Annotated in this window: 20 protein-coding genes; 6 read left to right on the plus strand and 14 right to left on the minus strand. The window is 59.0% G+C overall.

The annotated features are described in order from the left end of the window. Window positions 1-56 precede the first annotated feature (56 nt). Window positions 57-1,082 (minus strand): aspartate-semialdehyde dehydrogenase, encoded by a 1,026-nt coding sequence (locus tag DW821_RS06905; protein ID WP_117638260.1) that lies wholly within the window; start codon window positions 1,080-1,082, stop codon window positions 57-59. A 173-nt stretch (window positions 1,083-1,255) separates the two neighbouring features. Continuing rightward, complete coding sequence (locus tag DW821_RS06910; RefSeq protein ID WP_118066223.1) at window positions 1,256-2,644, minus strand: aspartate kinase; 1,389 nt, start codon at window positions 2,642-2,644, stop codon at window positions 1,256-1,258. 104 nt (window positions 2,645-2,748) lie between these two features. On the opposite strand from DW821_RS06910, the gene thrC reads away from it, so the two are divergent. Then, window positions 2,749-4,266: a threonine synthase gene (gene thrC / locus DW821_RS06915; RefSeq protein ID WP_118066225.1), complete on the plus strand. Its 1,518-nt coding sequence runs from the start codon at window positions 2,749-2,751 to the stop codon at window positions 4,264-4,266. A 201-nt stretch (window positions 4,267-4,467) separates the two neighbouring features. Then, entirely contained in the window at window positions 4,468-5,349 is an 882-nt protein-coding gene (thrB, locus tag DW821_RS06920) for a homoserine kinase (RefSeq protein ID WP_117563865.1), read from the plus strand. Window positions 5,350-5,607: 258 nt separating this feature from the next. On the opposite strand, the gene yihA is transcribed toward thrB, so the two are convergent. From yihA to DW821_RS06965, 9 genes are all read right to left on the minus strand, one after another. Next, window positions 5,608-6,198: a ribosome biogenesis GTP-binding protein YihA/YsxC gene (yihA, locus tag DW821_RS06925; RefSeq protein ID WP_055252447.1), complete on the minus strand. Its 591-nt coding sequence runs from the start codon at window positions 6,196-6,198 to the stop codon at window positions 5,608-5,610. A gap of 38 nt (window positions 6,199-6,236) precedes the next feature. Further along, a complete protein-coding gene (gene mtnN / locus DW821_RS06930; RefSeq protein ID WP_099432169.1) occupies window positions 6,237-6,977 on the minus strand; it encodes a 5'-methylthioadenosine/S-adenosylhomocysteine nucleosidase in 741 nt (246 codons plus the stop codon). Window positions 6,978-7,055: 78 nt separating this feature from the next. Then, a complete protein-coding gene (locus DW821_RS06935; protein ID WP_117640187.1) occupies window positions 7,056-7,244 on the minus strand; it encodes a hypothetical protein in 189 nt (62 codons plus the stop codon). A 31-nt stretch (window positions 7,245-7,275) separates the two neighbouring features. Further along, entirely contained in the window at window positions 7,276-8,094 is an 819-nt protein-coding gene (gene pflA, locus DW821_RS06940; RefSeq protein ID WP_117716956.1) for a pyruvate formate-lyase-activating protein, read from the minus strand. Between the two features lie 175 nt (window positions 8,095-8,269). Beyond that, window positions 8,270-9,124, minus strand: a complete 855-nt coding sequence (locus tag DW821_RS06945) for a DegV family protein (RefSeq protein WP_117716955.1) — start codon at window positions 9,122-9,124, stop codon at window positions 8,270-8,272. 549 nt (window positions 9,125-9,673) lie between these two features. Next, window positions 9,674-9,925: an autonomous glycyl radical cofactor GrcA3 gene (gene grcA3, locus DW821_RS06950; RefSeq protein ID WP_117583521.1), complete on the minus strand. Its 252-nt coding sequence runs from the start codon at window positions 9,923-9,925 to the stop codon at window positions 9,674-9,676. Between the two features lie 85 nt (window positions 9,926-10,010). Continuing rightward, window positions 10,011-12,062, minus strand: a complete 2,052-nt coding sequence (gene pflB, locus DW821_RS06955; RefSeq protein WP_117583522.1) for a formate C-acetyltransferase — start codon at window positions 12,060-12,062, stop codon at window positions 10,011-10,013. 470 nt (window positions 12,063-12,532) lie between these two features. Next, complete coding sequence (locus tag DW821_RS06960; protein WP_117564719.1) at window positions 12,533-13,546, minus strand: 2-keto-3-deoxygluconate permease; 1,014 nt, start codon at window positions 13,544-13,546, stop codon at window positions 12,533-12,535. A gap of 108 nt (window positions 13,547-13,654) precedes the next feature. Further along, window positions 13,655-14,404 (minus strand): SDR family NAD(P)-dependent oxidoreductase, encoded by a 750-nt coding sequence (locus tag DW821_RS06965; RefSeq protein ID WP_118066227.1) that lies wholly within the window; start codon window positions 14,402-14,404, stop codon window positions 13,655-13,657. Window positions 14,405-14,655: 251 nt separating this feature from the next. Here DW821_RS06965 and DW821_RS06970 point away from each other — a divergent pair, with 251 nt between their 5' ends. Genes DW821_RS06970 through DW821_RS06980 form a run of 3 tightly spaced genes read left to right on the plus strand, consistent with a single transcriptional unit; the run spans window position 14,656 to window position 19,324 of the window. Continuing rightward, window positions 14,656-15,105, plus strand: a complete 450-nt coding sequence (locus DW821_RS06970) for a MarR family winged helix-turn-helix transcriptional regulator (RefSeq protein WP_118066229.1) — start codon at window positions 14,656-14,658, stop codon at window positions 15,103-15,105. Continuing rightward, entirely contained in the window at window positions 15,102-17,468 is a 2,367-nt protein-coding gene (locus tag DW821_RS06975) for an ABC transporter ATP-binding protein (protein WP_118066231.1), read from the plus strand. The genes DW821_RS06970 and DW821_RS06975 overlap by 4 nt, the downstream gene beginning before the upstream one ends. After that, a complete protein-coding gene (locus DW821_RS06980) occupies window positions 17,468-19,324 on the plus strand; it encodes an ABC transporter ATP-binding protein (RefSeq protein WP_117716325.1) in 1,857 nt (618 codons plus the stop codon). Before DW821_RS06975 ends, DW821_RS06980 begins: the two co-directional genes overlap by 1 nt. Window positions 19,325-19,881: 557 nt before the next feature. On the opposite strand, the gene DW821_RS06990 is transcribed toward DW821_RS06980, so the two are convergent. Beyond that, a complete protein-coding gene (locus tag DW821_RS06990; RefSeq protein WP_089572362.1) occupies window positions 19,882-20,913 on the minus strand; it encodes a 3-deoxy-7-phosphoheptulonate synthase in 1,032 nt (343 codons plus the stop codon). Between the two features lie 350 nt (window positions 20,914-21,263). Here DW821_RS06990 and DW821_RS06995 point away from each other — a divergent pair, with 350 nt between their 5' ends. Further along, window positions 21,264-21,914 carry a GNAT family N-acetyltransferase gene (locus tag DW821_RS06995; RefSeq protein ID WP_089572363.1) on the plus strand — a complete coding sequence of 217 codons (651 nt, stop codon included), beginning with the start codon at window positions 21,264-21,266 and terminating at the stop codon, window positions 21,912-21,914. Window positions 21,915-22,273: 359 nt separating this feature from the next. Here the strand turns inward: DW821_RS06995 and DW821_RS07000 are convergent, their stop codons facing one another. Both DW821_RS07000 and DW821_RS07005 read right to left on the minus strand, forming a co-directional pair. Next, a complete protein-coding gene (locus DW821_RS07000; RefSeq protein WP_199408051.1) occupies window positions 22,274-23,443 on the minus strand; it encodes an ATP-binding protein in 1,170 nt (389 codons plus the stop codon). Window positions 23,444-23,694: 251 nt separating this feature from the next. Next, on the minus strand, window positions 23,695-25,071 hold the full coding sequence (locus tag DW821_RS07005; RefSeq protein ID WP_089572364.1) for an MATE family efflux transporter: 1,377 nt from the start codon (window positions 25,069-25,071) through the stop codon (window positions 23,695-23,697). Window positions 25,072-25,106: the final 35 nt, after the last annotated feature.

The following is a 25,106-nucleotide window of genomic DNA, read 5'->3' on the forward strand; positions in this document are numbered from 1 at the left end:
CTGGTCTGCGGAGTGTTCTGAAAACTAAGCCCGGCCCCCGCCGGACAGGTCCACCGCTACTCGCAGAGCAGCTTAGCGATCTGGACGGCGTTGGTTGCCGCGCCCTTACGGATTTGGTCGCCGCAGCACCAGAAGGTGATGCCACGTGCGGCCTCGGGGTTCGAGATGTCGCGGCGTACGCGACCGACCCAAATCAGGTCCTGGTCGGAGGTGTCCATCGGCATGGGGAAGCGATCGTGCGCATCCTCGGCACTCATGTCGTCAACCAGCTTGACGCCGGGAGCGGCAGCCAGCGCAGCACGGGCCTCCTCGACCGTAATATCGCGCTCAAACTCGAGCGTAATGCTCTCGGAGTGCGAGCGCAGCACCGGCACGCGCACGCAGGTGCAATTCACGCGCAGCTCGGGCAGATGCATGATTTTGCGGCCCTCGTTCTGCAGTTTCATCTCCTCGGAGGTAAAGCCCTCCTCCTTGACGCCGCCAATCTGCGGAATCAGGTTGCTCGCGAGCTGGGCGGCAAATGCGCACGGCTCGGGAATCTCCTCGCCACGGCCCAGGGCGGCCAGCTGAGCCTCAAGCTCGGCCATGCCGGGAGCGCCGGCACCCGAAGCCGCCTGATACGTGGACACGATCATACGCTTCACGCCGGCAAGCTGGTGCAGCGGCCAGGTGGGAACCAGGCCGATGATAGTCGCGCAGTTGGGGTTAGCGATAAGGCCGTGATGCCACTTGATGTCGTCAGCATTGATCTCGGGTACGACCAGCGGCACCTCGGGATCCATGCGGAAGGCGTGGCTGTTGTCGACCACGACGGCGCCGCGCTTGACGGCCTCGGGCAGTAGCTCCTTCGCAATATCGTCGCCGGCGGCGCCGAGCACGATGTCGCAGCCCTCAAAGGCCTCGGGGCAAGCCTCCTCAATCACAACCTGCTCGCCGCGGAACTCGACGGTCTTGCCCGCAGAGCGCGCGCTCGCTAGCAGCTTGAGCTTGCCGACCGGAAACTCCTGCTCGTTGAGGCACTCGAGCATCTGGGTGCCCACGGCTCCCGTCGCGCCCAAAATAGCAACCGTGTACTGTTTCATGCTTCCCCCTTTAAAGGCTGTGGCTTTTGCCCGCACGCCGAGCAGGCCGATTATTGTTGCCAGTGTATACAAGAACAGGGCGGGCACGAAACCCGCCCCGTCGAAACGAAACCGAAACGAAACGCCCCGCCGTAGTTTTTGAGGCAAGTCCCAAAAATCTACTGGGATAGCAGCTACTTGTGGAGCGCGGCCGGGGCGGGATCGACCGGCGCAGGAGCCTCCAGATCGGAGACCTTCACAATGCCGTTTTCGTCGGAGAAGGCACGGTAAATGGTCTGAATCGCCAGGTCGAAGTCCTTCTCCTCGACACCGATAATGATGTTGATCTCGTCGCAGCTCTGCGAAATCATACGCACGCTCACGCCGGCCTGGCCGAGCATACCAAACAGATGGCCCGAGATACCTGCACGACCGCGCAGGTTGCGGCCGACGGTAGCGATGAGCGCCAAGCCCTCGACAACCTCGATCTCGAGCGGCTCGACCTCCTGCTGGATGTCGCCCACGAGTGAGTACAGCGAATCGTGCACATCCTGCTCCTGCACCACGGCGCCAAAGCGGTCGACGCCGGTGGGCATATGCTCGACGGAAACGTCATAGCGCTCGAAGACCGAAAGTGCACGGCGCATAAAGCCAACGCGGGGCTTGGTGCGGTCGCGGGCAACGTTGATGGCGACAAAGCCGCGCTTGCCGGTCACGCCGGTAATGATGGGCTCCGCCTCGCCCTCATCAGCCGTCTCGCTAATGATGGTGCCGGGGTCCTGTGGCGCATTGGTGTTCTTGATGACCAGCGGAATGCCTGCCTCGCGCACGGGGAACACGGCCTCCTCGTGCAGGACACTTGCGCCCATGTACGAAAGCTCGCGCAGCTCCTCGTAGGTAACGCGCGCAATGGGCTGAGCCTCGGGAACAATACGCGGATCGGCAGAATAGAAGCCCGAGACGTCGGTCCAGTTCTCGTACAGATCGGCACCCAGGCACTTAGCCAAGATCGAGCCCGAGATATCGCCGCCGCCACGATCGAGCAGCTTGATCTGGCCCTCACGCGTCGCGCCGTAGAAACCGGGCATAACAAAGCCGCCCTGCTGACCGTACTCCTGCACCAGCCCGGAGGTGCGATTCATGCTGAGCGTACCGTCGTGATGGAACGCCACAACCGTCGCGGCATCCAGGAACGGTAGGCCCAGGTACTCAGCCATCAGGCGCGCGGTAAAGTACTCGCCACGGCTCACAAGCTCCTCGGTGGAGTAGCCGCCCGAGCGGGCGCGCTCGGCAAAGGCCGCGAACTCCTCACGGATGGGATAGGTGAGCTCCAGCTCGTCAGCGATATCAAAATAGCGCTGGCCAATGTCCTCGAGCAGCTCCTCACACGACACGTGGTACTTAACGTGCGCATTGACCAGATAGAGCAGGTCGGTCACCTTGGTGTCGCCCTTAAAACGGCGACCGCAGGCGGAAACCACCACAAAACGTCGAGCCGGGTCGGCATCGACGATGGCCTTGATCTTCTTGAAGTGTTCGGCGTCGGCGACCGACGAGCCGCCAAACTTGGCAATCTTAATCATGGGCTGGAGGTTACCTTTCTAAAAAGCCTCTGCGAACCTACTTTGTGCGCTCTGATACCATGGTTTCACCGATTGGGACCAAGGCATCCGAGGAGCAGTGTTATATGGGAACTTATCATAGTACACGAGGACGCACTTTATCGTGCTCAAGTAAGGTGGCAATCCGTACCGGCATCGCTCCCGACGGGGGTTTGTTTGTCTCGGACGAGCTCGGCACCCAGCAGGTCGATATCAGCTCGCTTGCAGATAAATCGTACTTTGAAATCGCTCAAGATGTGTTGGGAATGTTACTGAATGATTACACGGCCGAAGAAATTTCGGCGTGTGTCGACGAGGCATACCGCGGCACATTCGCGAGCGAAGAGGTTACGCCGCTCGTCAAACTCGACGCTGCGCCGGGCACCGACGCCCCTCAGACCTATGTGATGGAGCTCTTTGGCGGCCCCACGAGCGCCTTCAAGGACGTCGCCCTGCAAATGCTCCCCCGTCTGATGGCCCGCACTTCTGCCAAGGATGGCGGCGCCGAGCGCATCATGATCGTCACCGCCACGTCGGGCGACACGGGCAAGGCAGCACTCGCCGGCTTTGCCGACGCTCCGGGCACGGGCATCACCGTCTTTTATCCCGAGGGCAAGGTCAGCCGCGTCCAGAACCTGCAGATGTCCACTCAGGAGGGCGATAACGTCGCCGTCTGCGGCATCCGCGGCAACTTCGACGATGCCCAGAGCGCCGTCAAGCGTATCTTTGCCGATAAGGAGCTTGCCGAGCGCCTGGAGGCCGCTGGCACTGTGCTTTCGAGCGCCAACTCCATCAATGTCGGCCGTCTGGTGCCGCAGGTCGTCTACTACTTTGCCGCCTATGCGCAGCTGCTGCGCGCCGGCGCCATCGAGGCCGGCGACGCCGTGGAGTTCTGCGTACCGACCGGCAACTTTGGCGATATCCTGGCCGGCTACTATGCCAAGCGCATGGGTCTGCCCGTCGCCAAGCTCATCGTCGCGAGCGACAAGAACAACGTGCTGGCTGACTTCCTGACCACCGGCGTCTACGACCGCAACCGTCCGTTCTTCACGACCATCTCGCCATCGATGGACATCCTCATCAGCTCTAACCTGGAGCGCATGCTGTACTTCCTGTCCGACGGCGACTGCGAGCTCGTTGCCGGCCTTATGGAGCAGCTGGCACAGACTGGTCGCTATGAGGTTCCCGCCGACCTGCTGGCAAAGATTCAGAGCGTCTTTGGCTGCGGTTGGGCCAGCGAAGACGAAGTCCGCGCTGCCATCAAGAGCTGCTGGGATGCGAACGGCTACGTAATCGACCCGCACACTGCTTGCGGCTATCACGTCTTTGAAAAGGTCGCTCCCGCCGAGGGCGCCAAGGCCCGTGTGCTGCTTTCGACCGCCAGCCCCTACAAGTTCCCGCGCGCCTGCTGCGACGCCCTGGGCCTTAACGTTCCCGAGGACGACTTTGAGGCCATGCGCGTGCTCGAGCAGGCCACCAATACGGTCGCACCGGCACAACTCGCCGAACTCGAGTCCAAGCCCGTCCGCTTCGAAGACGTCTGCGACGTTGCCGACATGGCCAACTACGTAGAGCAGGCTGCAAAAAAGATGGCAACCAACTAAACCCCTTATTAAGCGCCGGCGCAAGCCGGCGCACCTTCTTTTATCAGAAATCCACCGGGATGATGACGAGCTGACATGCGGGTCTGCCTGTTTAGTTCGTCGCGAGTTCCGCACGAGCCGGAAAGCACTTAATGTGCTTTCCGAGCGAGCCAGGACTGCCCGAGCAGCGAACTAAACAGGCAGACCGCCCAGGAGATTCCCATGATCAAGATCACCGTCCCAGCAACAAGCGCCAACTTGGGCATCGGCTACGACACCCTCGGCATGGCCGTCAGCCTTTACTCGCACTTTACCTTCGAGCGCGCCGACAAGCTCACCATCACGGGCTGCCCCGAGGAGTTCCAAAACGAGAATAACCTGGTCTATGTGAGCTTTGTCGATGCTCTGGCCGCCTGGGGCGAGCCGGCCTTCCCCGTCGCTATCGACATCCAGACCGACGTGCCCGTCGCCCGCGGCCTGGGTTCCAGCTCCACCTGCGTCGTCGCGGGCATCATGGCAGCCGCCGCGCTGACGGGCCACACCGTCGACCGCGCCGAGCTCGTCCGCATCGCCACCGAGGTCGAGGGACATCCCGACAACGTCGCCCCCGCCATCCTTGGCGGCGCCGTCTGCTCCTTTACACCGACCGATTCGCTCCCCCAATGCCTGCGCTACGAGGTGAGCGATCGCTTGCGTTTTATTACCGTGATTCCGCCCTACGAGGTACATACGAGCGAGGCGCGCAAGGTCGTGCCGCAGGAGATTCCGCTCTCCACCGCCGTGTGGCAGATGGGCCGCATCGCCGGCATGACGCGCGGTCTCGAGACCGGCGATCTGGACCTGATTGCCGCCGCCAATGACGACCGCATCCAAGAGCCGTATCGCCGTCGCCTGATTCCCGACTACAACGCTGTGCGCGACACCTGCCTTAACGGCGGCGCCAAGACCATCTGGATCAGTGGCTCCGGCTCGACCCTCATGGCCGTGACTGACGACACCATCGTAGCCAAGTTCCTGCAGGTCAAGCTGCGTGAGCAGTTCCCCAAGTGTGAGACGCATATTCTGACGTGCGACACCGAGGGCGCTCAAATCGAGTACCTGTAGACATCGCTGGTTAATCCCTTCGGGCCGCCCAAGGGTATCCCCTTAAAAACGTCCTCGCACTTGAGGCCCGCTTATCCTGCTCCTTCGGAGCTACGGATAAGCGGGCCTCGTGCTGCGGAATGTTTTTAAGGGGATACCCTTGGGCGGCCCTACAGCAACGTGGTCGACGATGTCTATAGGAACCCACGCTTTGAAGGGGCACCGGGCTGATGGTTTGGCTTTTTATTGGTGGGGGCCCTTACTGGGATGGGACCCTTACTAGAGGCAGGCCTCGGCGATGCGGCGCTTGAGTTCATCGATACCGGTGCCAGTCTGGGAGCTTGTGATGATTACGTTTTCGGCCGGGACGTTGAGCTGCTTTTTGATGGCTGCTGCCTGGCGGGCCTGCTGGGTGCGGCTGAGCTTGTCGGCTTTGGTGAGACAGACGATAAAGTTGAACTCGTTGCCCTGCAGGTAGTCGATCATGTCATGATCGAGCTTGCTGGGGTCGTGACGAATATCCACCAGCGAGACGACCAAGTTAAAGCTGCGCTCGGAGTCGAAAAAGTCGCCGATAAGCTCGGCCCAGCGGTCGCGCTCGGCCTTAGAACGACGGGCGAAACCATAGCCCGGCAGGTCGACGAAGTGCACGTCGTCGGCCTCGAAGAAATTGATGTTGCTTGTCTTGCCCGGTGTGCTCGAAACCTTGACCAAGTTCTTGCGACCAAAGAGCTTGTTCATAATCGACGACTTGCCCACATTGGAGCGGCCGACAAAGCTCACTTCGGGGCAGGTGGACTCGGGAATCTGCGAAACCTTGCCGTAGCTGGCGACGAACTTGGCAAGCTGGTAGTTAATGGAATCGGCCATGGACACTCCTTGGTCGTAGGTTCTTACAAAAGAGCGCGCTATTGCGCGGCGGCAATGCGGCGGACGATATCGAGCGTGATGTTACTTGCGACACGCGCGTACTCGAACAGATCGAACTCTCGGTCGCAAATTGCATCGTACGCCTCGTCACAATTATCGCTGATAGCGCGCAACACCAGGCAATCGACACCATTTTTGGTTGCGACATGGGCAATCGCCGCGCCCTCCATGCCGACACAATCGGCATGCGTCGCTTCGATAGCGTCGTTGCGCATGGCGGCGCCCGTCACAAAGCGGTTACCCGTGGCAATCGTGCCGACCAGGAACTGTTTGGTGCCCTCGTTCGAAGCAACTGCATTTGTCGAAGCGTCAACAAACCCACGCTCAGCAAGCACGTCGACGGCAATATCGACCAGCGCGGGCGTCGAGCCAAACTCCTCGAGCCCCGGTGCGGACTCGGCGATAAGCGCGGTATCGGTATCCAGATAGCGTAGGCGTTTGCCAATGACCACGTCGTCGATATGGAGCTTGGGGTTCAAACCGCCCGCAATGCCCGAAAACACAACAGCCTGCGGAGCATACTTGCTAATGAGGTGCTGTGTTGCAGCGGCGGCGTTCACCGTGCCCATGCCCGCCGTTGTGGCGACAACTGTCAGACCGTCGAGCTCACCGCTCACAACGGTCAAGCCTGCCTCCCGCGCCTCGCAAACGTCGCTCAGCTCTTCCTTAATCTGCATGATCTCTTTTTCGAGCGCACCGATAATCGCGATGGTAGCCATACCATTCCCCAAACCTATACGAAATTCTCAACCACGGTATGGTACCAGCATTTTGTTTGACCTCGCCAAACGAACACGCTAAGCCAGTGCAGCTCGCGTATCAAACAGCGCCTTTGCAATCGCGGCCGTAACCTCGCTCGAGCGGTCGCTCCACGGCATCGATGTCATGACGCTCATGGCATAGCTATGGCCGTCGACTTCGATCAGTCCGGCATCGCATGTCGAATAGTAACCATCCTCGCTAATCCAGCCCGCCTTGTTGCGCATCTTAAAGGGTAGTCAATTTGGGACGGGCTTGTTAGCCGATGGCCGACCTGAGCTCCGCACGGCGCTTTTTCATGCCGGCCATGACGGCGTTGCGCAGCTCGGGCATGCGCGCGGTATCCATCTGGGGCACGCCCTCGAGCTTATAGGGAATACCCAGTTGCTCGTACTTGACGACACCCATCGTGTGATACGGCAGCATTTCCAGGCCCACCACGTTGTGCCATGGAGCGATCAGGCGACCGAGCTTCTCGCATTCCTCCGCCGTGTCGGTGATACCCGGCACCACCACATGGCGAATAACAACCTTAATCTTGCGATGGGCAAGCTCATCGCCAAACGCCAGGATGCGCGCAGGATCGCAACCGGTCAGCTTTTTATGCTCAACCGGATCGGCATGCTTGATGTCGAGCAGCACCATATCGGTCTCGTTGAGAACAGCATCGAACTTCTCCGGATGCTTGGGATCAAATGCATAGCCACAGCTATCTAGGCAGGTATGCACACGGCCATCGGGATTGTTGTGCATTGCACGGAACAGGTCGGCCAAAAACTCGGGCTGCAGGAGCGGTTCGCCACCCGAAACGGTAATGCCGCCACTACGGTAGAACTCATGGTTGCTCTGGAACTCGTCCATGAGATGCTCGACAGTCACCATCGTGCCGCCGTTAACAGACCAGGTATCGGGATTGTGGCAATACGCGCAGCGCATGGGACAGCCCTGAACAAACACCACAAAGCGGATGCCGGGTCCGTCGACCGTTCCCATCGTCTCGATCGAATGCACGCGACCCAGGGCATACGCAGAGTCCTCGGGACGAGCGTCCACACCCTCAAGCGTCATTTCTGCCATTCGCGCTACCTTGCCTCTCCTTGGATGCAACCAATTAAAATGCCAGAGCCATTCTAGCCCATGCGTTTGCGTTTAAACGTCTCGGACTAGAACGGCACGTTTTAATCTATCCCCCATCACCATGGCTGGGGGGCTACGTCGAGATGTCAGGCTGGAGAACGCTCGCCTGCGGCCTTTACGCCTTAAGCGTGAGCACCGCGCCGAAGGCGGTCGGGCCGCAATGGCTCGAGATGACGCCGCCAACCTGCGTCCAGGTAACGTCCTCAAAGCCCAGGTCGTGCGCATAGACTTCCATGTCGTCGCGCAGCTCCTGGGAAAGGCCCACCGAATACGCCAAGCCAATGTGCGAGTAATCAATATCGCCCTTGGCAACCATGTGGTCAATAAAGGCACGGGCGCATTTGAGCATAGAGCCGCGGAGCTTCTTGGTCGCCACGAATTTGCCACCCGTTACCTCAATGCAGGGCTTAATCTTGAGCAGATGGGCGCCAAGAAACGCGACGTTGGACAAGCGACCACCCGCCTTAAGGAAGGCAAGGTCCGTAGGAACAAAGCCCAGCAGCACGCGGTCCATCACCGAATTGGTAAAGGCGAAAATCTCGTCGACGGTGGCATCCGGATGGGCTTCGATATACTTGGCGGTCTCAACGGCGACAAGCGACTGGCCCACCGACACAAAGCGCGTATCCATGGAGAAGACGTAATCGCGGCCCTTTGCCGCAATCTTCGACGACTGATGCGAGCAGGTCGTAACCTCGGAATACGCAAGATGCAAAATGGTCGCGTCGGGCTGCTCGGCGTGAATGCGGTCGTACACATGCGCAAAATCCGCCGGCGAGCAACCGCTGGTCTTGGGCATCACGCCAAACTCGTTGCAGCGCGAGTAAATCTCAAGCGGGTCGATCGATCCGTCTTCGACGGTCTCGTCACCAATCGTGACATGCATGGGCACGCGCACGATGCCATAGCGCTCGCAGAGCTCCGGCGTCACATCCGAACCAGACTCAACCACGATTACGTACTTGCCCATTATCATCACAACCCATCTCGACGTTGGCTTTTGAATATGTGACGCACGTCCGCCGTCCTGCTGCAGAACGGCCTCCAAGCGCCAAAGAGACGCCGCCCCTTGCACACAACAAAGGACAGCGTCTCCCTGGAAAACTCCGTGCTTATCTGAGATTCTACACGGTTTATTAAGGAGTGTTACTTATTCCGCAAACGGTAGCTATACGCGATAAACGGTAGCAAGCAAGAATCCAGAACGCTCAACCCATTAGGAGAGTTCCGCCTAAAGGGTGACTACACAGGACCCCGCCGGGGCTGTTTGGGCTACCTCCCAAAATATTCCGCAGGACGCAAGAAGCCCTCGCCGCACGAAGTGCGCAGCGAGGGCTTCTTGCATGTCCGAGGACACCAATTTAATTTAGTGTGGTTTCCTAAAGGGCGACAACGTAGGAGACCCGGCAAGGCCGGGAGCACTTTGTCTCGCAAACATTCCGCAGCCGCGAAGCGGCGAGGACGTTTGAGAGGCAAAGTGCGTAGGCCTTACCGGGTCTCCGGTGAGAGTTGAGTCCTTTTAGAACTTGTCGTGGAAGGTACGCGAAATGACCTCGTCCTGCTGCTCCTTGGTGAGCGTGTGGAAGTTCACGGCGTAGCCGGAAACGCGAATGGTCAGCTGCGGGTACTTCTCGGGGTGAGCCTGAGCGTCGAGCAGCGTCTCACGGTTGAAGACGTTGATGTTCAGGTGGTGGCCACCCTTCTCGGCGTAAGCGTCGAGCATGTGGACCAGGTTATCGGCCTGAGTCTCGGAAACTTCAGAAACCTTCATAATGTGTCTCCTTCGATCGATAGGCGCCGGCCGAAACCGGCGCACTAATCAGTAATCGTTATTGTTAGTATAGCACTAACAATAGTTACTCGCCCAGCTGATCAAGGTCGATATCGCCAAAGAACACCTGGTCCTCCTTGCCGAGCGCACCCGGGATGATGGAGAAGGTGTTGGAGATGCCGTCCTGAGCATCGCGGAACGGGAGCTTGGAAACCGAAGACAGCGAAGCGATGGCGCCGTGGCTATCGCGCTTGTGCATGGGGTTAGCACCCGGGGCGAAGGGCTGGCCAGCCTTGCGGCCATCAGGCGTAGAACCGGTCTTCTTGCCGTACACGACGTTGGAGGTGATGGTCAGAACCGAGGTCGTGGGCACGGAGTTGCGGTAGGTGTCGTTCATGCGGATGTACTCCATGAACTGGTGCACAACGTCGTGAGCGATCTGGTCGACGCGGTCGTCGTCGTTACCGTACTTGGGGAACTCGCCCTCGGTCTCGAAGTCGACAATGATGCCGTTCTCGTCGCGGACGGGGTGGACCTTGGCGTACTTGATGGCGGACAGGGAGTCAGCCACGACGGAAAGGCCAGCAATGCCCGTAGCGAACCAGCGGTGCACGTGCTTGTCGTGCAGAGCCATCTGGATGCGCTCGTAGCAATACTTGTCGTGCATGTAGTGGATGATGTTCAGCGAGTTGACGTACACGCCAGCGAGCCACTTCATCATGTCGTTGTACTTGGCCACAACGTCGTCGTAATCGAGCGTATCGCCCTCGACGGCGCGATACTTGGGGCCGACCTGCTTCTTGGAGACCTCGTCAACACCGCCGTTGAGTGCGTACAGCAGGCACTTGGCCAGGTTGGCGCGGGCGCCGAAGAACTGCATCTCCTTGCCGATGCGCATGGAGGACACGCAGCAGGCAATGCCGTAGTCGTCGCCGTGGTAGACGCGCATGAGGTCGTCGTTCTCGTACTGAATCGAGGAGCTGGCGACAGAAGTCTTGGCGCAGAACTTCTTGAAGTTCTCGGGCAGACGGGTCGACCACAGAACGGTCATGTTGGGCTCGGGGCTGGTGCCCATGTTCTCGAGCGTGTGCAGGTAGCGGTAGCTCATCTTGGTAACGAGCGTACGGCCGTCGACACCCATGCCGCCGATGGACTCGGTGACCCACTGCGGGTCGCCGGTGAACAGGGCCTGGTACTCGGGGGTACGGGCAAACTTAACCATGCGAAGCTTCATGATGAAGTGATCCACGAACTCCTGGATCTGCTCCTCGGTGAAGGTGCCGTTGGCAAGGTCGCGCTCAGCGTAGATGTCGATGAACGTGGAGGTACGGCCGATGGACATAGCGGCGCCGTTCTGCTCCTTAACGGCAGCGAGGTAGGCGAAGTACATCCACTGGATGGCCTCCTGCGTGTTGGTAGCAGGGTTGGAAATGTCGAAACCATAGGTCTCGGCCATCATCTTGAGCTCGCCGAGGGCGCGGATCTGCTCCTGCAGCTCCTCACGATCGCGGATGTTGTCGGCGGTCATGACCGTCGGGGTGGAAGCCTTCTGGGCCTCCTTGTCCTTGATCAGGTAGTCGACACCGTACAGGGCGACACGACGGTAGTCGCCGATGATGCGGCCGCGGCCATAGCCATCGGGCAGACCGGTGATGATGTGGGCCGAACGGCAGGCGCGCATCTCGGGGGTGTAGACATCGAAGACGCCGGCGTTGTGGGTCTTGCGCTCGAAGGTGTAGCGCTCGACAACGTTCTCGTCGATCTTGTAGCCGTGCTGGCTGGCAGCCTGGCAAGCGATGCGGATACCACCGTTGACGTGCAGCGCGCGCTTGAGCGGCTTGTCGGTCTGGAGGCCGACGATGGTCTCCTTGTCGCGATGGGCGTTATCGATGTAGCCAGCGGGGTGGCTCACGATACCCGTGACGGTCTTGGTGTCCATATCGAGGACGCCGCCCTGCTCGCGCTCCTTGAGCAGCAGGTCGAGAACCTCGCCCCACAGCTCCTTGGTACGCTCGGTCGGGCCGGCGAGGAACGACTCGTCGCCCTCGTAGGGGGTGTAGTTCTTCTGGATGAAGTCTCGGACGTCAACCTCTCCCGTCCAGATGCCTTCCTTGAAGCCTTCCCATGCCTCCTGCATTGTGTAACCACGCTCCTAGTTACGTGTAATGCGGCGCTCTCTCACACCGCTGCTTATTGAATTCTTGAATTATCGGCTTGCACTACCGGCTTCTTCCGTTCTTCACCACACATTGGTACAGGGAAAAACGTTTGTCCACCTTGGAACTGCAACCCAAAACCCAAGATTTCACCCGTTTGAGAAGGATAACATAGCCACCCCCTTCATCAGGGCTGTTATATGTTTCTTTTTTTATACCATTAGGGCGTTTTTAACAAATCCGCAGGAAATGCGAGCGCGAGCAACTACCGTTCACCGATTTGTTTGGTATATTTCCTTGCCTTTGTACGACGTTCACTCTAGCTGTTATGCCAGTTTTAGCAGGGTAAAGTGCCCCAGAGACCCCGCAGAAACTGCAGGGCGGCCACGGGATTTCCCCCGGGACCGCCCTGTGGCATGGTTAGTTATTTAGCTTTGATTGCCGCTTGGCATTAGGCGGCTGCGGCGGCCTTGTCGGTCGTTGCCTTGCTGTGGCCCTGACCCTCAAAATGCTTGTAGCACCAGCTGGTGACCAGCGGGGTCAAAATGGCCGTCACGATAGCACATGCTGCAACCTGCGCCGTAGCCGTCGCGAGCACCGCGCCGCCGTACATGGCCTCGTTGACGCTTGCCATGGCAGCAGGCGTGGCCACATTGGCTCCGGCGCAGCTCGAAATGGCCGCACCTGCGACACCCGTACCGCCCGTGAGCTTATCGACCGCGATGACGGGAATTGCAAAGACTACCGAGCAGATCACGCCGAGCAGGATGCCGGGAAGACCACCGTTGATAAGCTGGCCAAAGGTCATGGTCGAGCCCATGGCAAAGAAGACGAGCACGATGATGGCGGAAAGTGCCGGTGCCATCATCTTCTTAAAGCTCGGGAAGAGGTTACCCAGAATAATGCCGACGACGATCGGCAGGATGGCGCCCACGAGCGACCAACCGATCGGAGCCTGACCGGCAGCGCCGAGCACGATCATCGTGACCGGAGGGCCGACAACCAGCGTGGTGATTGCGACGGCACCACGCTCGGCCTCATTGCCCATGGTGCCCATCAGACCAGCGTACATAGCGTTGTTGGCGCCGGTGCAAGCGGCCAGCATCACCATGGCAGAGATGCCAAACAGGTTGTCGTTGAATACATAAAGGATGAGCAGCGACACGGCAACGACCACGATCTGCTTGACGGCGATGATGATGGCACCGCGGGCAGCGGCGGCAGGAGCACTCTTAAACGAAATCGTCGTACCGACGATGAGCAAAAAGGCGCCAACAAGCGGGCCTGCGCCCTGCTGGGTCATGCCAAGCGTAAAGCTACCGAGTGTTTTGAATAGGTCGGGAAATAGCGTGTTGAGCAGGCAGCCCAGCAAAAGCGGCACCAAAATATTGGCACCCGGGATGGAGGACATCTTAAAGAATGGCTCCTTTGCCGCCGGCGCCTCCACCGCAGTCGATTCACTCATATATATCTCCTTTGGATGCATGCGAATCGTAGCCGCACGCGCCTATATCAGAAAGAAGGCGACGGTCCCGAGTCGCAGGAGCCGTCGCCGAATAATCGTCGCGGGGTATTACCCGTCCAGAACGATGCCACCGTCACAGTCACCGATCTCGCCGTTCACGAAGCTGGCAAGGTCGGAAGCAAAGAACAGCACCATCTGCGCAGGCTCACTGGCCTGGGCGGCGCGGCCCAGAGGGATACCGTTGATGATGCGCTGAGAGTTCTCGTCAGAGAGAATCGAGGTCATATCGGTCAACGTGAGCGACGGGCATACAGCGTTGCAGCGGACACCAAACTTGCCGCCTTCCTTGGCGACTGCCTTGGTTAGACCGTTAACACCGGCCTTGGAGCTGGCGTAGGCAGCGGTGCCGAGCAGGCCGCCACCGATCTTGCCAGCAACGGAGCTCACGTTGACGATAGTGCCGGCATGTGCCGCCTTAAAGTGCGGGTACACGGCATTCATCATAGTGAAGGTACCGTTGAGGTTGATGTCGATGGTGCGACGCCACTCGGTGTCGTCGATCTCGTCAAACTTCTTGGTGCTGATGACGCCAGCGCAGTTGATCAGGATGTTGGTTTGCGGCAGGTCCGCGAAAATCTGCTCGACGGTCTCGCGCGCCTTGGGCGCATCGGCAACATCGAGCTGGTAGAACTTGTTGCCTTCGCCAAGCTCGGCCACAGCGGCCTCGCCCTTAGCAGCGTTCCTTGCGATGAGCGCGACATGTCCGCCGCCCGCGACGATGCCCTTGGCGATCTCGAGGCCAATGCCCTGAGTGCCGCCCGTGACAATCGCGGTCTTGCCCGTGAAGTCAAATGCCATGACTCCATCCCCCTTTATATAAGGTGTCTCCTCGCGGGAAGTTGGAGCATCGCACGTGGCGATTATATGAGTCCCAGTCGTCATGGTGGTGACAACCCCTCGCCTAACCGCGGGCATAATAGTTCTTTGAAACGCTTCAGCAATTGAATTTTTTAACTCTTTATGCGCTCTTTATATTGCCCACTGCATGAGGCCCGAATATGCGGGTATCATCTTTCACCGAAAATAGTTTCTAGTGTTAGGGGTTTTCGGTGGAAGATACCGATTTCCATGAGCTTGGGCGTCAGCTCTTTACCGAGTTTGGCAGCATTCACCAGCGCATTACGCGCTTTGCCGACCAAGCCCTGAGTGGCGAGATGGCCGTCATGCGCGCCCTCATGCTCGCCGGCGGCTCGCTCACGCCGAGCGAACTCGCCGATCGCGCCTGGGTCTCGAGCGCCCGCATCGCCAACATCCTGCGCGCCCTCGAAACCAAGGGCTGGATCGAGCGCGAGCACTCAAAGACCGACCGTCGTCGCGTACACGTCACGGTGACCGACAAAGGCCGACAAGATATCGAAATCAAGCGTCGCGAATTCGAGGACCGCACCGCGGCCTTCCTCGAGCGGCTCGGCGAAACAGATACCCAAGAGATGGTGCGCCTTCTAAGGCGAGCCAACGAAATTATCGATCGCAATCACGAAAGGAGAGATGCCGAGTGAGGATTCTCAAGCTCTTTAAAAAGCATATCCTGGCGCTACTCACGGCTATCGTGCTTATCGTAATCAGCTGCAATGCCGACCTGGCGCTACCTACCTATATGAGCGACATCGTCGACGTGGGTGTACAGCAAGGCGGCATCGCCTCACCCGTGCCCGACACCATTCGCGCCGAATCGCTCGACGACCTCGAACTCTTTATGAGCGCCAAAGACGCCAAGACAGTAGAAGCTGCGTTTGGCAGGGCAGACAAAAACGGCATTCGCACGTACAGGGGAACCGAGGATGAGCGCGCCGACGGCGGCAAGATTGCCGATATCATGAGCCTGCCCGAGACCGTCGTCCTTTCGCTCAACCAAGGCATCGACGCCAGCTCCATGGGCGACATGATGGGCGCGTCCAGCGAGAAAGGCAACAGCGACGCCCAAGCCATGCCCACGCCCGAGCAAATGGCAGCGATGACGCCCGACCAGCTCGCCAAGATGCAGCAAAAGGCCGCAGCGGCGCAGAATATGCAAAAGCAGATTGATGCCGACGGCGGCAAGATCACCATGAAGAGCCTGCGTCTAGGCGTTGAAGGCGGCCTAATCGACCAAGGCAAGCTCGTCGAGGGCGCCAACGGTATGGCGGACAAAATGGGCTCCATGTCGGGCTCCATCGTGACCCAACGCGCCGTGAGCTATGTGCAAGACGAGTACAAGGCGCAAGGCATCGACCCCGCCGACGTGCAGAACGCCTACCTGGGCCGCATGGCGACCACGATGTTTGGTCTGTGCCTCGTGTCGCTCGTCGCCACCATCCTGACCGGTGCTGTGGCGTCGCGCACCGCCTGTTCCATCGCACGCGACCTGCGCCGCGAGACCTTCAACAAGGTTATGCACTTCTCGCCGGCCGAGGTGGGCAAGTTTAGCCAGGCCTCGCTCATCACCCGCTGCACCAACGACATTCAGCAGATCCAGATGGCGGCAACCCTGTTTATCCGCATGTGTCTGATGGCCCCCGTCATGGGCATCGTCGCTGTCATGCGTGTCCTGGCCAACCGCACCGGTCTGGAGTGGACCATCGCCGTGGCCATCATCGCGGTGTCGGCCGTCGTCGGCGTGCTCATGGGCCTCACCATGCCCAAGTTCAAAAAGATGCAGAGCTTTGTGGACCGCGTGAACCTTACCGCCCGCGAGCTGCTCGACGGCCTTATGCCCATCCGCTCGTTTAACCGCGAGGAACATGAGCTCGAGCGCTTTGACCAGGCGTCCCTCGACCTGATGACCACGCAGCTCTATACCAACCGAGCCATGAGCTTTATGATGCCGCTCATGATGCTCGTCATGAACTGCATCACCGTGCTTATCGTCTGGTTTGGCGCGCAGGGCGTGTCCGACGGCGTGATGCAGGTCGGCAACATGATGGCGTTCATCTCCTACACCATGCAGATCGTCATGGCGTTTATGATCCTCACCATGGTTTCGGTTATCCTGCCCCGTGCCGAGGTCGCAGCTGAGCGCGTGGAAGAGGTCATCACCTGCCCCACGAGCATCAACGACCCTGCCTCGCCCAAACTGCCCGCAGCCAGCGCACCGCGCGGTGAGCTCACCTTCCGCGACGTGAGCTTCCAGTACCCCGATGCCCGCGCCGATGTCATCAGCGGCGTGAACTTCACCACACATGCCGGTCAGATGCTCGGCATTATTGGCTCCACGGGCTCGGGCAAGTCCACGCTCGTGCAGCTGATTCCGCGCCTGTACGACGTCACAGGCGGCAGCATTTCGCTTGACGGCGTCGACGTGCGTGACATGACTCTCTCCGAGCTGCGTCGCCGCATTGGTTACATCCCGCAGCAGGGGCGCCTGTTCTCGGGCACTGTCGAGAGCAACCTCAAGTTTGCCGGCGACATGGTGAGCGATGATGACATGCACCAGGCAGCGCGCATCGCACAAGCCGAGGACTTTATCGCCGAGCGCGAGGGCGGCTACGACTCCCCCATCAGCCAGGGAGGCTCCAATGTCTCGGGCGGTCAGCGCCAGCGCTTGGCCATCGCCCGCGCATTGGCCAAAAAGCCCGAGGTCGTGGTGTTCGATGACTCGTTTAGCGCCCTCGACTACAAGACCGACGCGCGCCTGCGCGAGGAGCTGGCCAAAAACGTTACCGACGCCGCGCTCGTGGTCGTGGCCCAGCGCATCGCGACCATCATGCACGCCGATCAGATCATCGTGCTCGACGACGGCCACGTAGTGGGCACCGGCACGCACGAGGAACTGCTGCACAACTGCCCGGCATACCTGGAGATCGCACAGTCGCAGCTTTCCGCCGAGGAGTTGGGGCTTACCCAAGAAGAGATTGAAGCCGTCATGGAAGGAGGCGAGCGCTAATGGCAGACGAGACCAAGACTCAGATTCCCAAGCCCACCCGCCGGCGCGGTCCCATGGGCCGCATGGGTGGTATGGGCCGCGGCGAAAAGGCCAAGGACTTTAAGGGCACCATGAGGCAGCTGCTCGGCTATATCGGCCAGCACAAGATTGCCGTGTTTGCCGCCGTCGCCTTTGCCGTATGCTCGGTCATCTTTAACATTGTGGGGCCCAAGGTGCTCGGCCAGGTTACGACCAAGCTGTTCGAGGGCCTGGTTGCCAAGGTCAACGGTACCGGCGACGTTGACTTTGCCTGGATCGCCAAGACGCTCGGCTTTTTGCTCTGCCTGTATCTGGCAAGCTCTGTCTGCGGCCTCATCCAGGGCTGGCTCATGACCGGCGTCACGCAAAAGATTTGCTACCGCATGCGCAAGGAGATCGCCGCCAAGATCGCTGTCGTGCCGATGAGCTACTTCAACGGCCACAGCAAGGGCGACGTGCTCAGCCGCATCACCAACGATGTCGACACGCTGGGTCAGTCACTCAACCAGAGCGTGACACAACTCATCACATCGGTGACGCAGATTATCGGCGTGCTCGTCATGATGCTGTCGATCAGTCTGCCGCTCACCGGCGTCACCGTGCTCACGCTGCCGGCTGCCGCGATTATCCTGACCGTGATGATTCACTTCTCGCAGCCGTACTTCCGCGAGCAACAGCAAGTCCTGGGCGCCGTCAACGGCATTATCGAGGAGGACTTTGCCGGCCAGAACGTTATTCAGGTGTTCGACCGCGCCGAGGCCTCAATCGAGGAGTTCGACCGTCAAAACGACCGTCTCTTTATTAGTGGCTGGCGCTCGCAGTTCCTATCGGGCCTGATGATGCCGCTTATGAGCTTGGTGGGCAACATGGGCTACGTGGGCGTTGTCGTGGTGGGCGCACAGCTCGCGCTGACCGGCAATGCCACGCCCGGCGACATCCAGAGCTTTATCCAGTACGTGCGCAACTTTACGCAGCCGGTGCAGCAGCTGGGCAACGTGAGCAACACGATGCAGTCGATGGCCGCTGCCACCGAGCGCGTCTTTGAGTTCCTCGCCGCGCCCGAGGAGGAGCAGAAGGCCGACGCCCAGATTCCCGAGAAGCGCCCCGGCCACGTTGAGTTTGACCATGTCAAGTTTGGCTACACGCCCGACAAGACCATCATCCACGACTTTAGCTGCGAGGCGCAGCCCGGTCAGACCATCGCCATCGTCGGCCCCACCGGCGCCGGCAAGACCACGCTCATTAAGCTGCTGCAGCGTTTCTACGACGTGGACGGCGGTTCGCTGCGCGTCGAGGGCGTCGACGTGCGCGACTGGGACCGCGCGGCACTGCGCGGCGAGTTTGCCATGGTGCTGCAGGATACCTGGCTGTTTAACGGCACCATCCGCGAGAACATCCGCTACGGACGTCCCGATGCGACTGACGCCGAGGTCGAGGCCGCCGCGCGCGCCGCACGCTGCGACCACTTTATCCATACGCTCGCCGGCGGTTACGACTTTATGATCAATGAGGAGGGCACCAACCTCTCACAGGGCCAGCGCCAACTCGTGACCATCGCCCGCGCCATTTTGGCCGACCGTCCGGCGCTGATTTTGGACGAGGCGACCTCCAACGTCGATACCCGCACCGAGGAGCTCATCCAGCGCGCCATGGATGCGCTGATGCAGGGCCGCACGAGCTTTGTCATCGCGCATCGCCTGTCCACGATCCGCAACGCCGACGTGATCTTGGTGATTCGCGACGGCGACATCGTCGAGAAGGGCACACACGACGAACTGCTCGCCCAGGGCGGCTTCTACGCCGACCTGTACAACTCGCAGTTCGACGAGGCGGCGTAAAACCGGCGGCAAACAACCGCAATACCCAAAGAATGGGGGCGCAGGACAACCAGCGCCCCCATTTTTCGTTCTGCGGCCCTTGGGCCGCATCCCCTGGAGCCGAATTGACGGTCCTTTCCAGCCCCTGTGGGCAAAAAATGGCAAATATGAGTACTGTTACCTTTTTAGTAACAGCCAAAACAGCCCCATATGCTGCCCGCACGGCTTGCAAGCGCCCCTAAATTACTCAAATAGTTCTATAGCGGGCTTATATGTGTTAAGGTTAATGAACATATTTTCTGTTATGTCTATTATCTTATGCCGGCAATATGACACTACGATAGCAACAGTACTCATATTTGCCATTTTTTGCCCACAGGGCCTGGAAAAGGCCAACAGGGTAGTCATTGGGGACGTTCTTAAACGACCAGTCAAACAAGAACGTCCCCAACGACTACTTAAAAACGGGAGATTATCCACTCTCATTCTGCGAGCACTCATTTAAGTCTGTCCCCAATGAGTGCCCGGCAGCAACGGGACCGCCGATGTCTTGGCAGAGTCAGCGAAAACCCGCGTAACTAAACCCGCTCCGCGATCTCGTGAATGAGGTAGTCGGTCTTTTCCCAGCCCAGGCACGGATCGGTGATCGACTTGCCAAAGACACCGCCGTCGACCGGCTGGTTGCCGTCCTCAAGGTAGGACTCGATCATAAAGCCCTTGACCAGCCTTGAAATGGCTTCGTTGCGGCGGCAGCTGTCGAGCACCTCCTTGCAAATGCGATACTGCTCCAGCGGACGCTTGCCCGAGTTGTCGTGGTTGCAGTCGATGACCGCTGCCGGATTGGCATAGCCGGCGTGCTCGGTGTAGCGCTCGGCCAGACGCTCCAGGTGCTCGTAGTGGTAATTGGGGTAGGTACGACCGTCGAGGCCGATGTAGCCGCGCATGACGGCATGCGCGAGCGGGTTGCCGTCGCACTCGACCTCCCAGTTGCGGAAGATAAAGCTCTGATGCGCCTGGGCGGCGTAGATGGAATTGAGCATGACGGTGGTGGAACCGGCAGTGGGGTTCTTCATACCCACCGGCACCGAAATGCCACTCGACACCAGGCGATGCTCCTGGTTTTCGACCGAGCGCGCACCCACGGCGACGTAGCTCAACAGGTCGACGAGGTACTGGTAGTTGGACGGGTAGAGCATCTCGTCGGCAGTGAAGAAGCCAGTCTCCTCGATGACGCGCAGGTGCATGTGGCGGATGGCCTTAACGCCCTCGAGCAGGTCATCGGGCGCCTCGGGGTCGGGGTTGTGCAGCAGGCCCTTGTAGCCAGTGCCCTTAGTACGCGGCTTGTTGGTGTAGACGCGCGGAATGATGATGAGCTTGTCCTTGACCTCCTCGGCGGTTTTGGCCAGGCGGTTCATGTACTCGAGGACCGAGTCCTCGCGGTCGGCAGAGCACGGTCCGATGATGAGCACCTTGCGCGCGTCCTCGCCGGTAAAGACCTTGGCGACCTCGGCGTCGAATGCCTGCTTCTTAGCGGTAAGCTCGGCGGAAAGCGGCATTTCCTCGCGGATCTCCATGGGGATCGGCAGCCTGCGTTTAAATTCCATGGCCATGCGGGGCCTCCTCAATCAATTGATGGCAACGAGAACATTGTCGAATGCTCGGCATTATCCGCTGTCGCACGCTAAAGTGCAAGCACAACCAGCCAAAAAGGGAATGGATAACGAGCGAGGATTTTCGGGCGCTTCCAACGAGAGTGGATAATCTCCCGTTTTTGACCTATGTTCGCGCTAAAAGCGGGAGATTATCCACTCTCGTCGAGCAAGCGTCCGAAAATCCTCGCTCGTGGCCCCTTTTCCTCCGTCCCCGAGAGATCGAAGCTCGTCTACCGAATGGTTGATGCGGCAGCGGTGCGCCCATGTCACACTCAGAGGTGGCCTGACCCACCTTGGAAGGAGCCTCCATGAGCCTTGACAACGTAACCCTGCGCGCCGCCACGCTCGACGACCTGGCTGGCATCGCCGCCATCTACAACCAGCTGTGGTGCAACACGCTGCGCAACCGCGGCGACGTCGAAGCTGCCGATTTCTGCGCGCGCTTCAACATTGCCATGCAGCTGCAGCGCTCCCCCATCGCGCTCGTCGCCGAGGCAGAGGGCCGCATTATCGCCGCCTGCTGCATCGGTATCTTCGAGGACGGCAAGCCGCGTACCAACCCCACGTGGGTACCCTGCTACGACGAGATGTTCGCCCAGGCAACCGAGATGGCAAAGACCGCCGATGCCAAACTCGAGGGCTCGCTCTTTGGCGACAGTCGCGAAAAGGCCACGGCCGATCGCTTTGCCGCCACGGGCGACGAGTATGCCCAGGGCCAGCTCAACCTGATCATCATTGTGCCCGAGTGGCAGGGCAAGGGACTCGGCCGCGAGCTCATCGACCTTGCGCGCGCCGAACTCGCCAAAGCCGGGTGCACCAAGTTCTTCCTGATGAGCGACTGCAACTCTGACTGGCAGTTCTACGAGCACCTCAACATGAAACGCATCCTGGAGGATCACAGCCAAGACACCGGCGACGGCTTTATCGTCTACATGTACGGAGGCGACACGCAGGATTAGCCTGAGTGCCGCCTCATGGGCTTTCTCCAAAACAGCCCAAACCAATCAGCCACGCCAAAAGGGACAGGTTTATTTTGGCAGGTTTTATCTGGGCAAACGCCAACCGCCGTGAGGAGAGCTGCTTGCCCTTGCGGCGGCCTTCTCGCCGAAAAACCAAGTGAGTAGACCTTTTGCAGGAGGCCGAGCACACTCCAAAACGCCACAGCTCTGACCTGCGGTTTTATTTAGCGTTTGTCGCGGTGTGCTCGACAGATCCAAAAAAGCCTACTCACTTGCATCTGAGGCGCACCGGATCGGCAAAAAACCGCCGCGAAAGGGGTCCGATCCTCTTCGCGGCAGTTGTTAATACGCCGAACTTGTTATCGCAAAAGCCAATCACGCGCCGAGACCACGCTACAGTCTTTCGACTCATACGTTGAATCCACGCGGGCCACAACATAGCGCGCATCTTTTGCAATGTCGATCTCATCGCATACAGCCTGTAAATGGCGGGCGTACTTATCGTGATACGTTCTGGATGATTTTATTTCGATAGCCTTGGGCCTCCCTGAGTTTGTGCAGTCGAGCAAATCGATTTCTCGCTTGCCGTCGTCCCTATAGAAATACAACTCGGGATTCTCGCCCACGTTGAGATGGCTCTTCGCCGTTTCGGAAACGATGAGGTTTTCGAAAACTGCCCCCAGATAAGGGCTCTCCAAAAGTTGCTCCAGTGATCCAATTTTGAGCAAGTAGCAGAGCAGCCCCGTGTCGTAAAAATAAAGCTTGGGCGTTTTAGTCAAACGTTTCCTGGCATTTGCATAATAGGGCTGCAGTGAAAACGTCAGGTAGCTCTGCTCCAGGATAGACAACCAGCTTTTAATGGTCGATACGTTCACACCCGTATCTCGAGAAAGCGAAGATATATTAATGAGAGCACCGGCGCTCTGGGCAATTATGGACAGAAACTTATGAAACTCTGCTTTATTGCGCACGTCAAGCAAGCCCACAACATCGCGCTCAACATAGGTATCAATATAGCTGGGGAAATAAACCGAGGACGGCATTCCGGCGGAACGCAGGCGAGGGTATCCCCCTTCGAGCGCAAACAAATCCACTTCCAACTGCCCCTGCTGGCCCCTCTCCGCTTCTCGAAACGAAAATGGCAGCAATTTTAAGATCCCGACTCGCCCGGCAAGAGACTGGCCGATGCTTTTCATCATCAAAAAGTTTTGCGATCCCGTAAGGATGTATTGACCGGCGTCTCCCCGCTCATCCGAAACAACCTGAATCATCGAGAACAAATCCGGGGCGTATTGCGCCTCATCGATGATGAGTCCGCCCTTTCGGTTGCGGATAAAACTCACCGGATCCTCCAAGGCCGCGCGCCTCGTTTGGGGGTCCTCAAGCGTGACATAGGAATAGTCGGGAAAGGCATGCCTAACCAGCGTAGACTTACCGCTCTGCCTAGGCCCCGTCAACGACACAACAGGAAACCAACCCGCCATGCGAATGAGCAACTCATGCAAATCCCTGTTAATGTACTCGGCCATATCAACGCCCCTTATAACGCTGTTACCATAATCGTATAGTATCATTTGCCATAATCTTGCAGTAGCGTTTTCCATAATCTTGTAGTAGTGTTTTCCACAATCTTTTAGTAGCCCAGTTCAAAAACGTTATTTATAGAGCCGAAATCTCAGACCCTAAATAACAATAGCCACCACAATGGGAACTGTCCCCATTGTGGTGGCTTGCAGGCGAGTTGACTTATTCGACTATCGCGGGCCGGCCGTGTCCGAGTCTAGAGCGTGGCAAGTCGCTTGGATTCGCGGACGGCGAGGGCGATGGAGATAAGACCAGTGATGGCGTCAGCCGCCACCAAGGCAAACCAGACACCCTGAACGCCCATCATGTTGCCAAGCAGGTACATAAGCGGCACGGAGCAGATCACGTAGCGGAGCAGACCGGTGAACGTGGCGATACCCACCTTCTCAACCGCCTGGAAGTACATCGACATGGTCATGGCAAGATAGCCCAGGGCCACGGCCAGGATAACGATGCGCGTGGCGTTGGCGGCAACCTCGACGAGCGCCGGATCGCTACCAGCAAAAAAGGCGCAGACCGGCGTTGCGGCCACCCATAGCACAGCAGACACCGCAGCAAGCGTCACGACCTGGTACTTAAGCGTGCAGGAGAGCGTTTCCTTGAGGCGCGCCCACGCCTTGGCGCCGGCGTTGAAGGCGGCAATGGGCTGCAGGCCGTACGAGAAGCACTGGGCGACCATCATGGTAATGTAGAGGATGTAGCCGTTGATCACACCAAAGGCCGCGATGTAGAGCGAACCCATGTCGCCGCCGAGCTGGCCAAGCAACGAGTTGGCAACGGTGTTGAAGATGAACGTGGCAGCTTGCACCAAAAAGAACGGGAAACCAATCTTGATGATCTGGCCGCAGATGGCCATGTCGAGTTTGAGGTCGGCGGCGCTGATCTGGAGCTGCGACTTCTTACCGCCGATGAACCAGAAGATACCGATGGCCCAGATACCGATGGAAAGACCGTAGTACACACCAGCTCCCATAACGCCAAGCTTGAGCACAAACGTGGAAAGCGCAAGCCAGCAGATAGCGACGATGGCAGACACGGTCATGAGGTTGGCCTGGATCTGAACCTTCTCGTCCACACGCATGACGGCGGTGACCATCTGACCAATGACCGTGAGCGGCAGCAGCACGGAGAAGGTGCGCACGCCGGCAACGGTATCGGCCATGATGTCGGGCGTGGCGCCGAAGAATGCGCAGATGGGCTCGGTAAACACAGCCATCACCACAGCAAGCAGCACACTCACAATCGTGGTAAGCCAAAAACCCTGGCTAAACGCCTTGCTGGCGCCCTTAATGTCGCCGGCACCCAAAAGGTTGCCCACCACGGCGGGCACGCCGGTGCCAAACAGGTTGCCAAAGGCCAGGTTAATGTACTCGACCGACATGATGATCGAAACACAGGCCAGGCCGTGTGCACCCAGGCCCCAACCCATCACGAGGCCCTCAAGGACCACCATGATAATCTGGGCGAGCATACCCTGGCCGGTGATGATGGTGTACTTGCGCACCAGGCCGGGAATCGGCTGCGAGGCAAGCTCACGCTCCTCCTCAACAGCGGCGGTCGTTTCTTCTGCCATTGTTCTCCCCTTTCCATGAGAGATTGATGAATGGA

It is taken from the genome of Collinsella sp. AM33-4BH, from assembly GCF_003469205.1.
Taxonomy (GTDB): domain Bacteria; phylum Actinomycetota; class Coriobacteriia; order Coriobacteriales; family Coriobacteriaceae; genus Collinsella.

Bases quoted from the DNA above. Each gene is read 5' to 3' on its own strand.
- pflB (WP_117583522.1), bottom strand. From the start codon at position 12,062: ATGCAGGAGGCATGGGAAGGCTTCAAGGAAGGCATCTGGACGGGAGAG.
- DW821_RS06990 (WP_089572362.1), bottom strand. From the start codon at position 20,913: ATGGCCATGGAATTTAAACGCAGGCTGCCGATCCCCATGGAGATCCGC.
- mtnN (WP_099432169.1), bottom strand. From the start codon at position 6,977: ATGGCTACCATCGCGATTATCGGTGCGCTCGAAAAAGAGATCATGCAG.
- DW821_RS07005 (WP_089572364.1), bottom strand. From the start codon at position 25,071: ATGGCAGAAGAAACGACCGCCGCTGTTGAGGAGGAGCGTGAGCTTGCC.
- DW821_RS06965 (WP_118066227.1), bottom strand. From the start codon at position 14,404: ATGGCATTTGACTTCACGGGCAAGACCGCGATTGTCACGGGCGGCACT.
- DW821_RS06945 (WP_117716955.1), bottom strand. From the start codon at position 9,124: ATGGGCAAGTACGTAATCGTGGTTGAGTCTGGTTCGGATGTGACGCCG.
- DW821_RS06935 (WP_117640187.1), bottom strand. From the start codon at position 7,244: ATGCGCAACAAGGCGGGCTGGATTAGCGAGGATGGTTACTATTCGACA.
- DW821_RS06960 (WP_117564719.1), bottom strand. From the start codon at position 13,546: ATGAGTGAATCGACTGCGGTGGAGGCGCCGGCGGCAAAGGAGCCATTC.
- grcA3 (WP_117583521.1), bottom strand. From the start codon at position 9,925: ATGAAGGTTTCTGAAGTTTCCGAGACTCAGGCCGATAACCTGGTCCAC.
- DW821_RS06980 (WP_117716325.1), top strand. From the start codon at position 17,468: ATGGCAGACGAGACCAAGACTCAGATTCCCAAGCCCACCCGCCGGCGC.
- yihA (WP_055252447.1), bottom strand. From the start codon at position 6,198: ATGGCCGATTCCATTAACTACCAGCTTGCCAAGTTCGTCGCCAGCTAC.
- DW821_RS06905 (WP_117638260.1), bottom strand. From the start codon at position 1,082: ATGAAACAGTACACGGTTGCTATTTTGGGCGCGACGGGAGCCGTGGGC.
- pflA (WP_117716956.1), bottom strand. From the start codon at position 8,094: ATGGCAGAAATGACGCTTGAGGGTGTGGACGCTCGTCCCGAGGACTCT.
- thrC (WP_118066225.1), top strand. From the start codon at position 2,749: ATGGGAACTTATCATAGTACACGAGGACGCACTTTATCGTGCTCAAGT.
- DW821_RS06995 (WP_089572363.1), top strand. From the start codon at position 21,264: ATGAGCCTTGACAACGTAACCCTGCGCGCCGCCACGCTCGACGACCTG.
- DW821_RS06910 (WP_118066223.1), bottom strand. From the start codon at position 2,644: ATGATTAAGATTGCCAAGTTTGGCGGCTCGTCGGTCGCCGACGCCGAA.
- DW821_RS07000 (WP_199408051.1), bottom strand. From the start codon at position 23,443: ATGGCCGAGTACATTAACAGGGATTTGCATGAGTTGCTCATTCGCATG.
- thrB (WP_117563865.1), top strand. From the start codon at position 4,468: ATGATCAAGATCACCGTCCCAGCAACAAGCGCCAACTTGGGCATCGGC.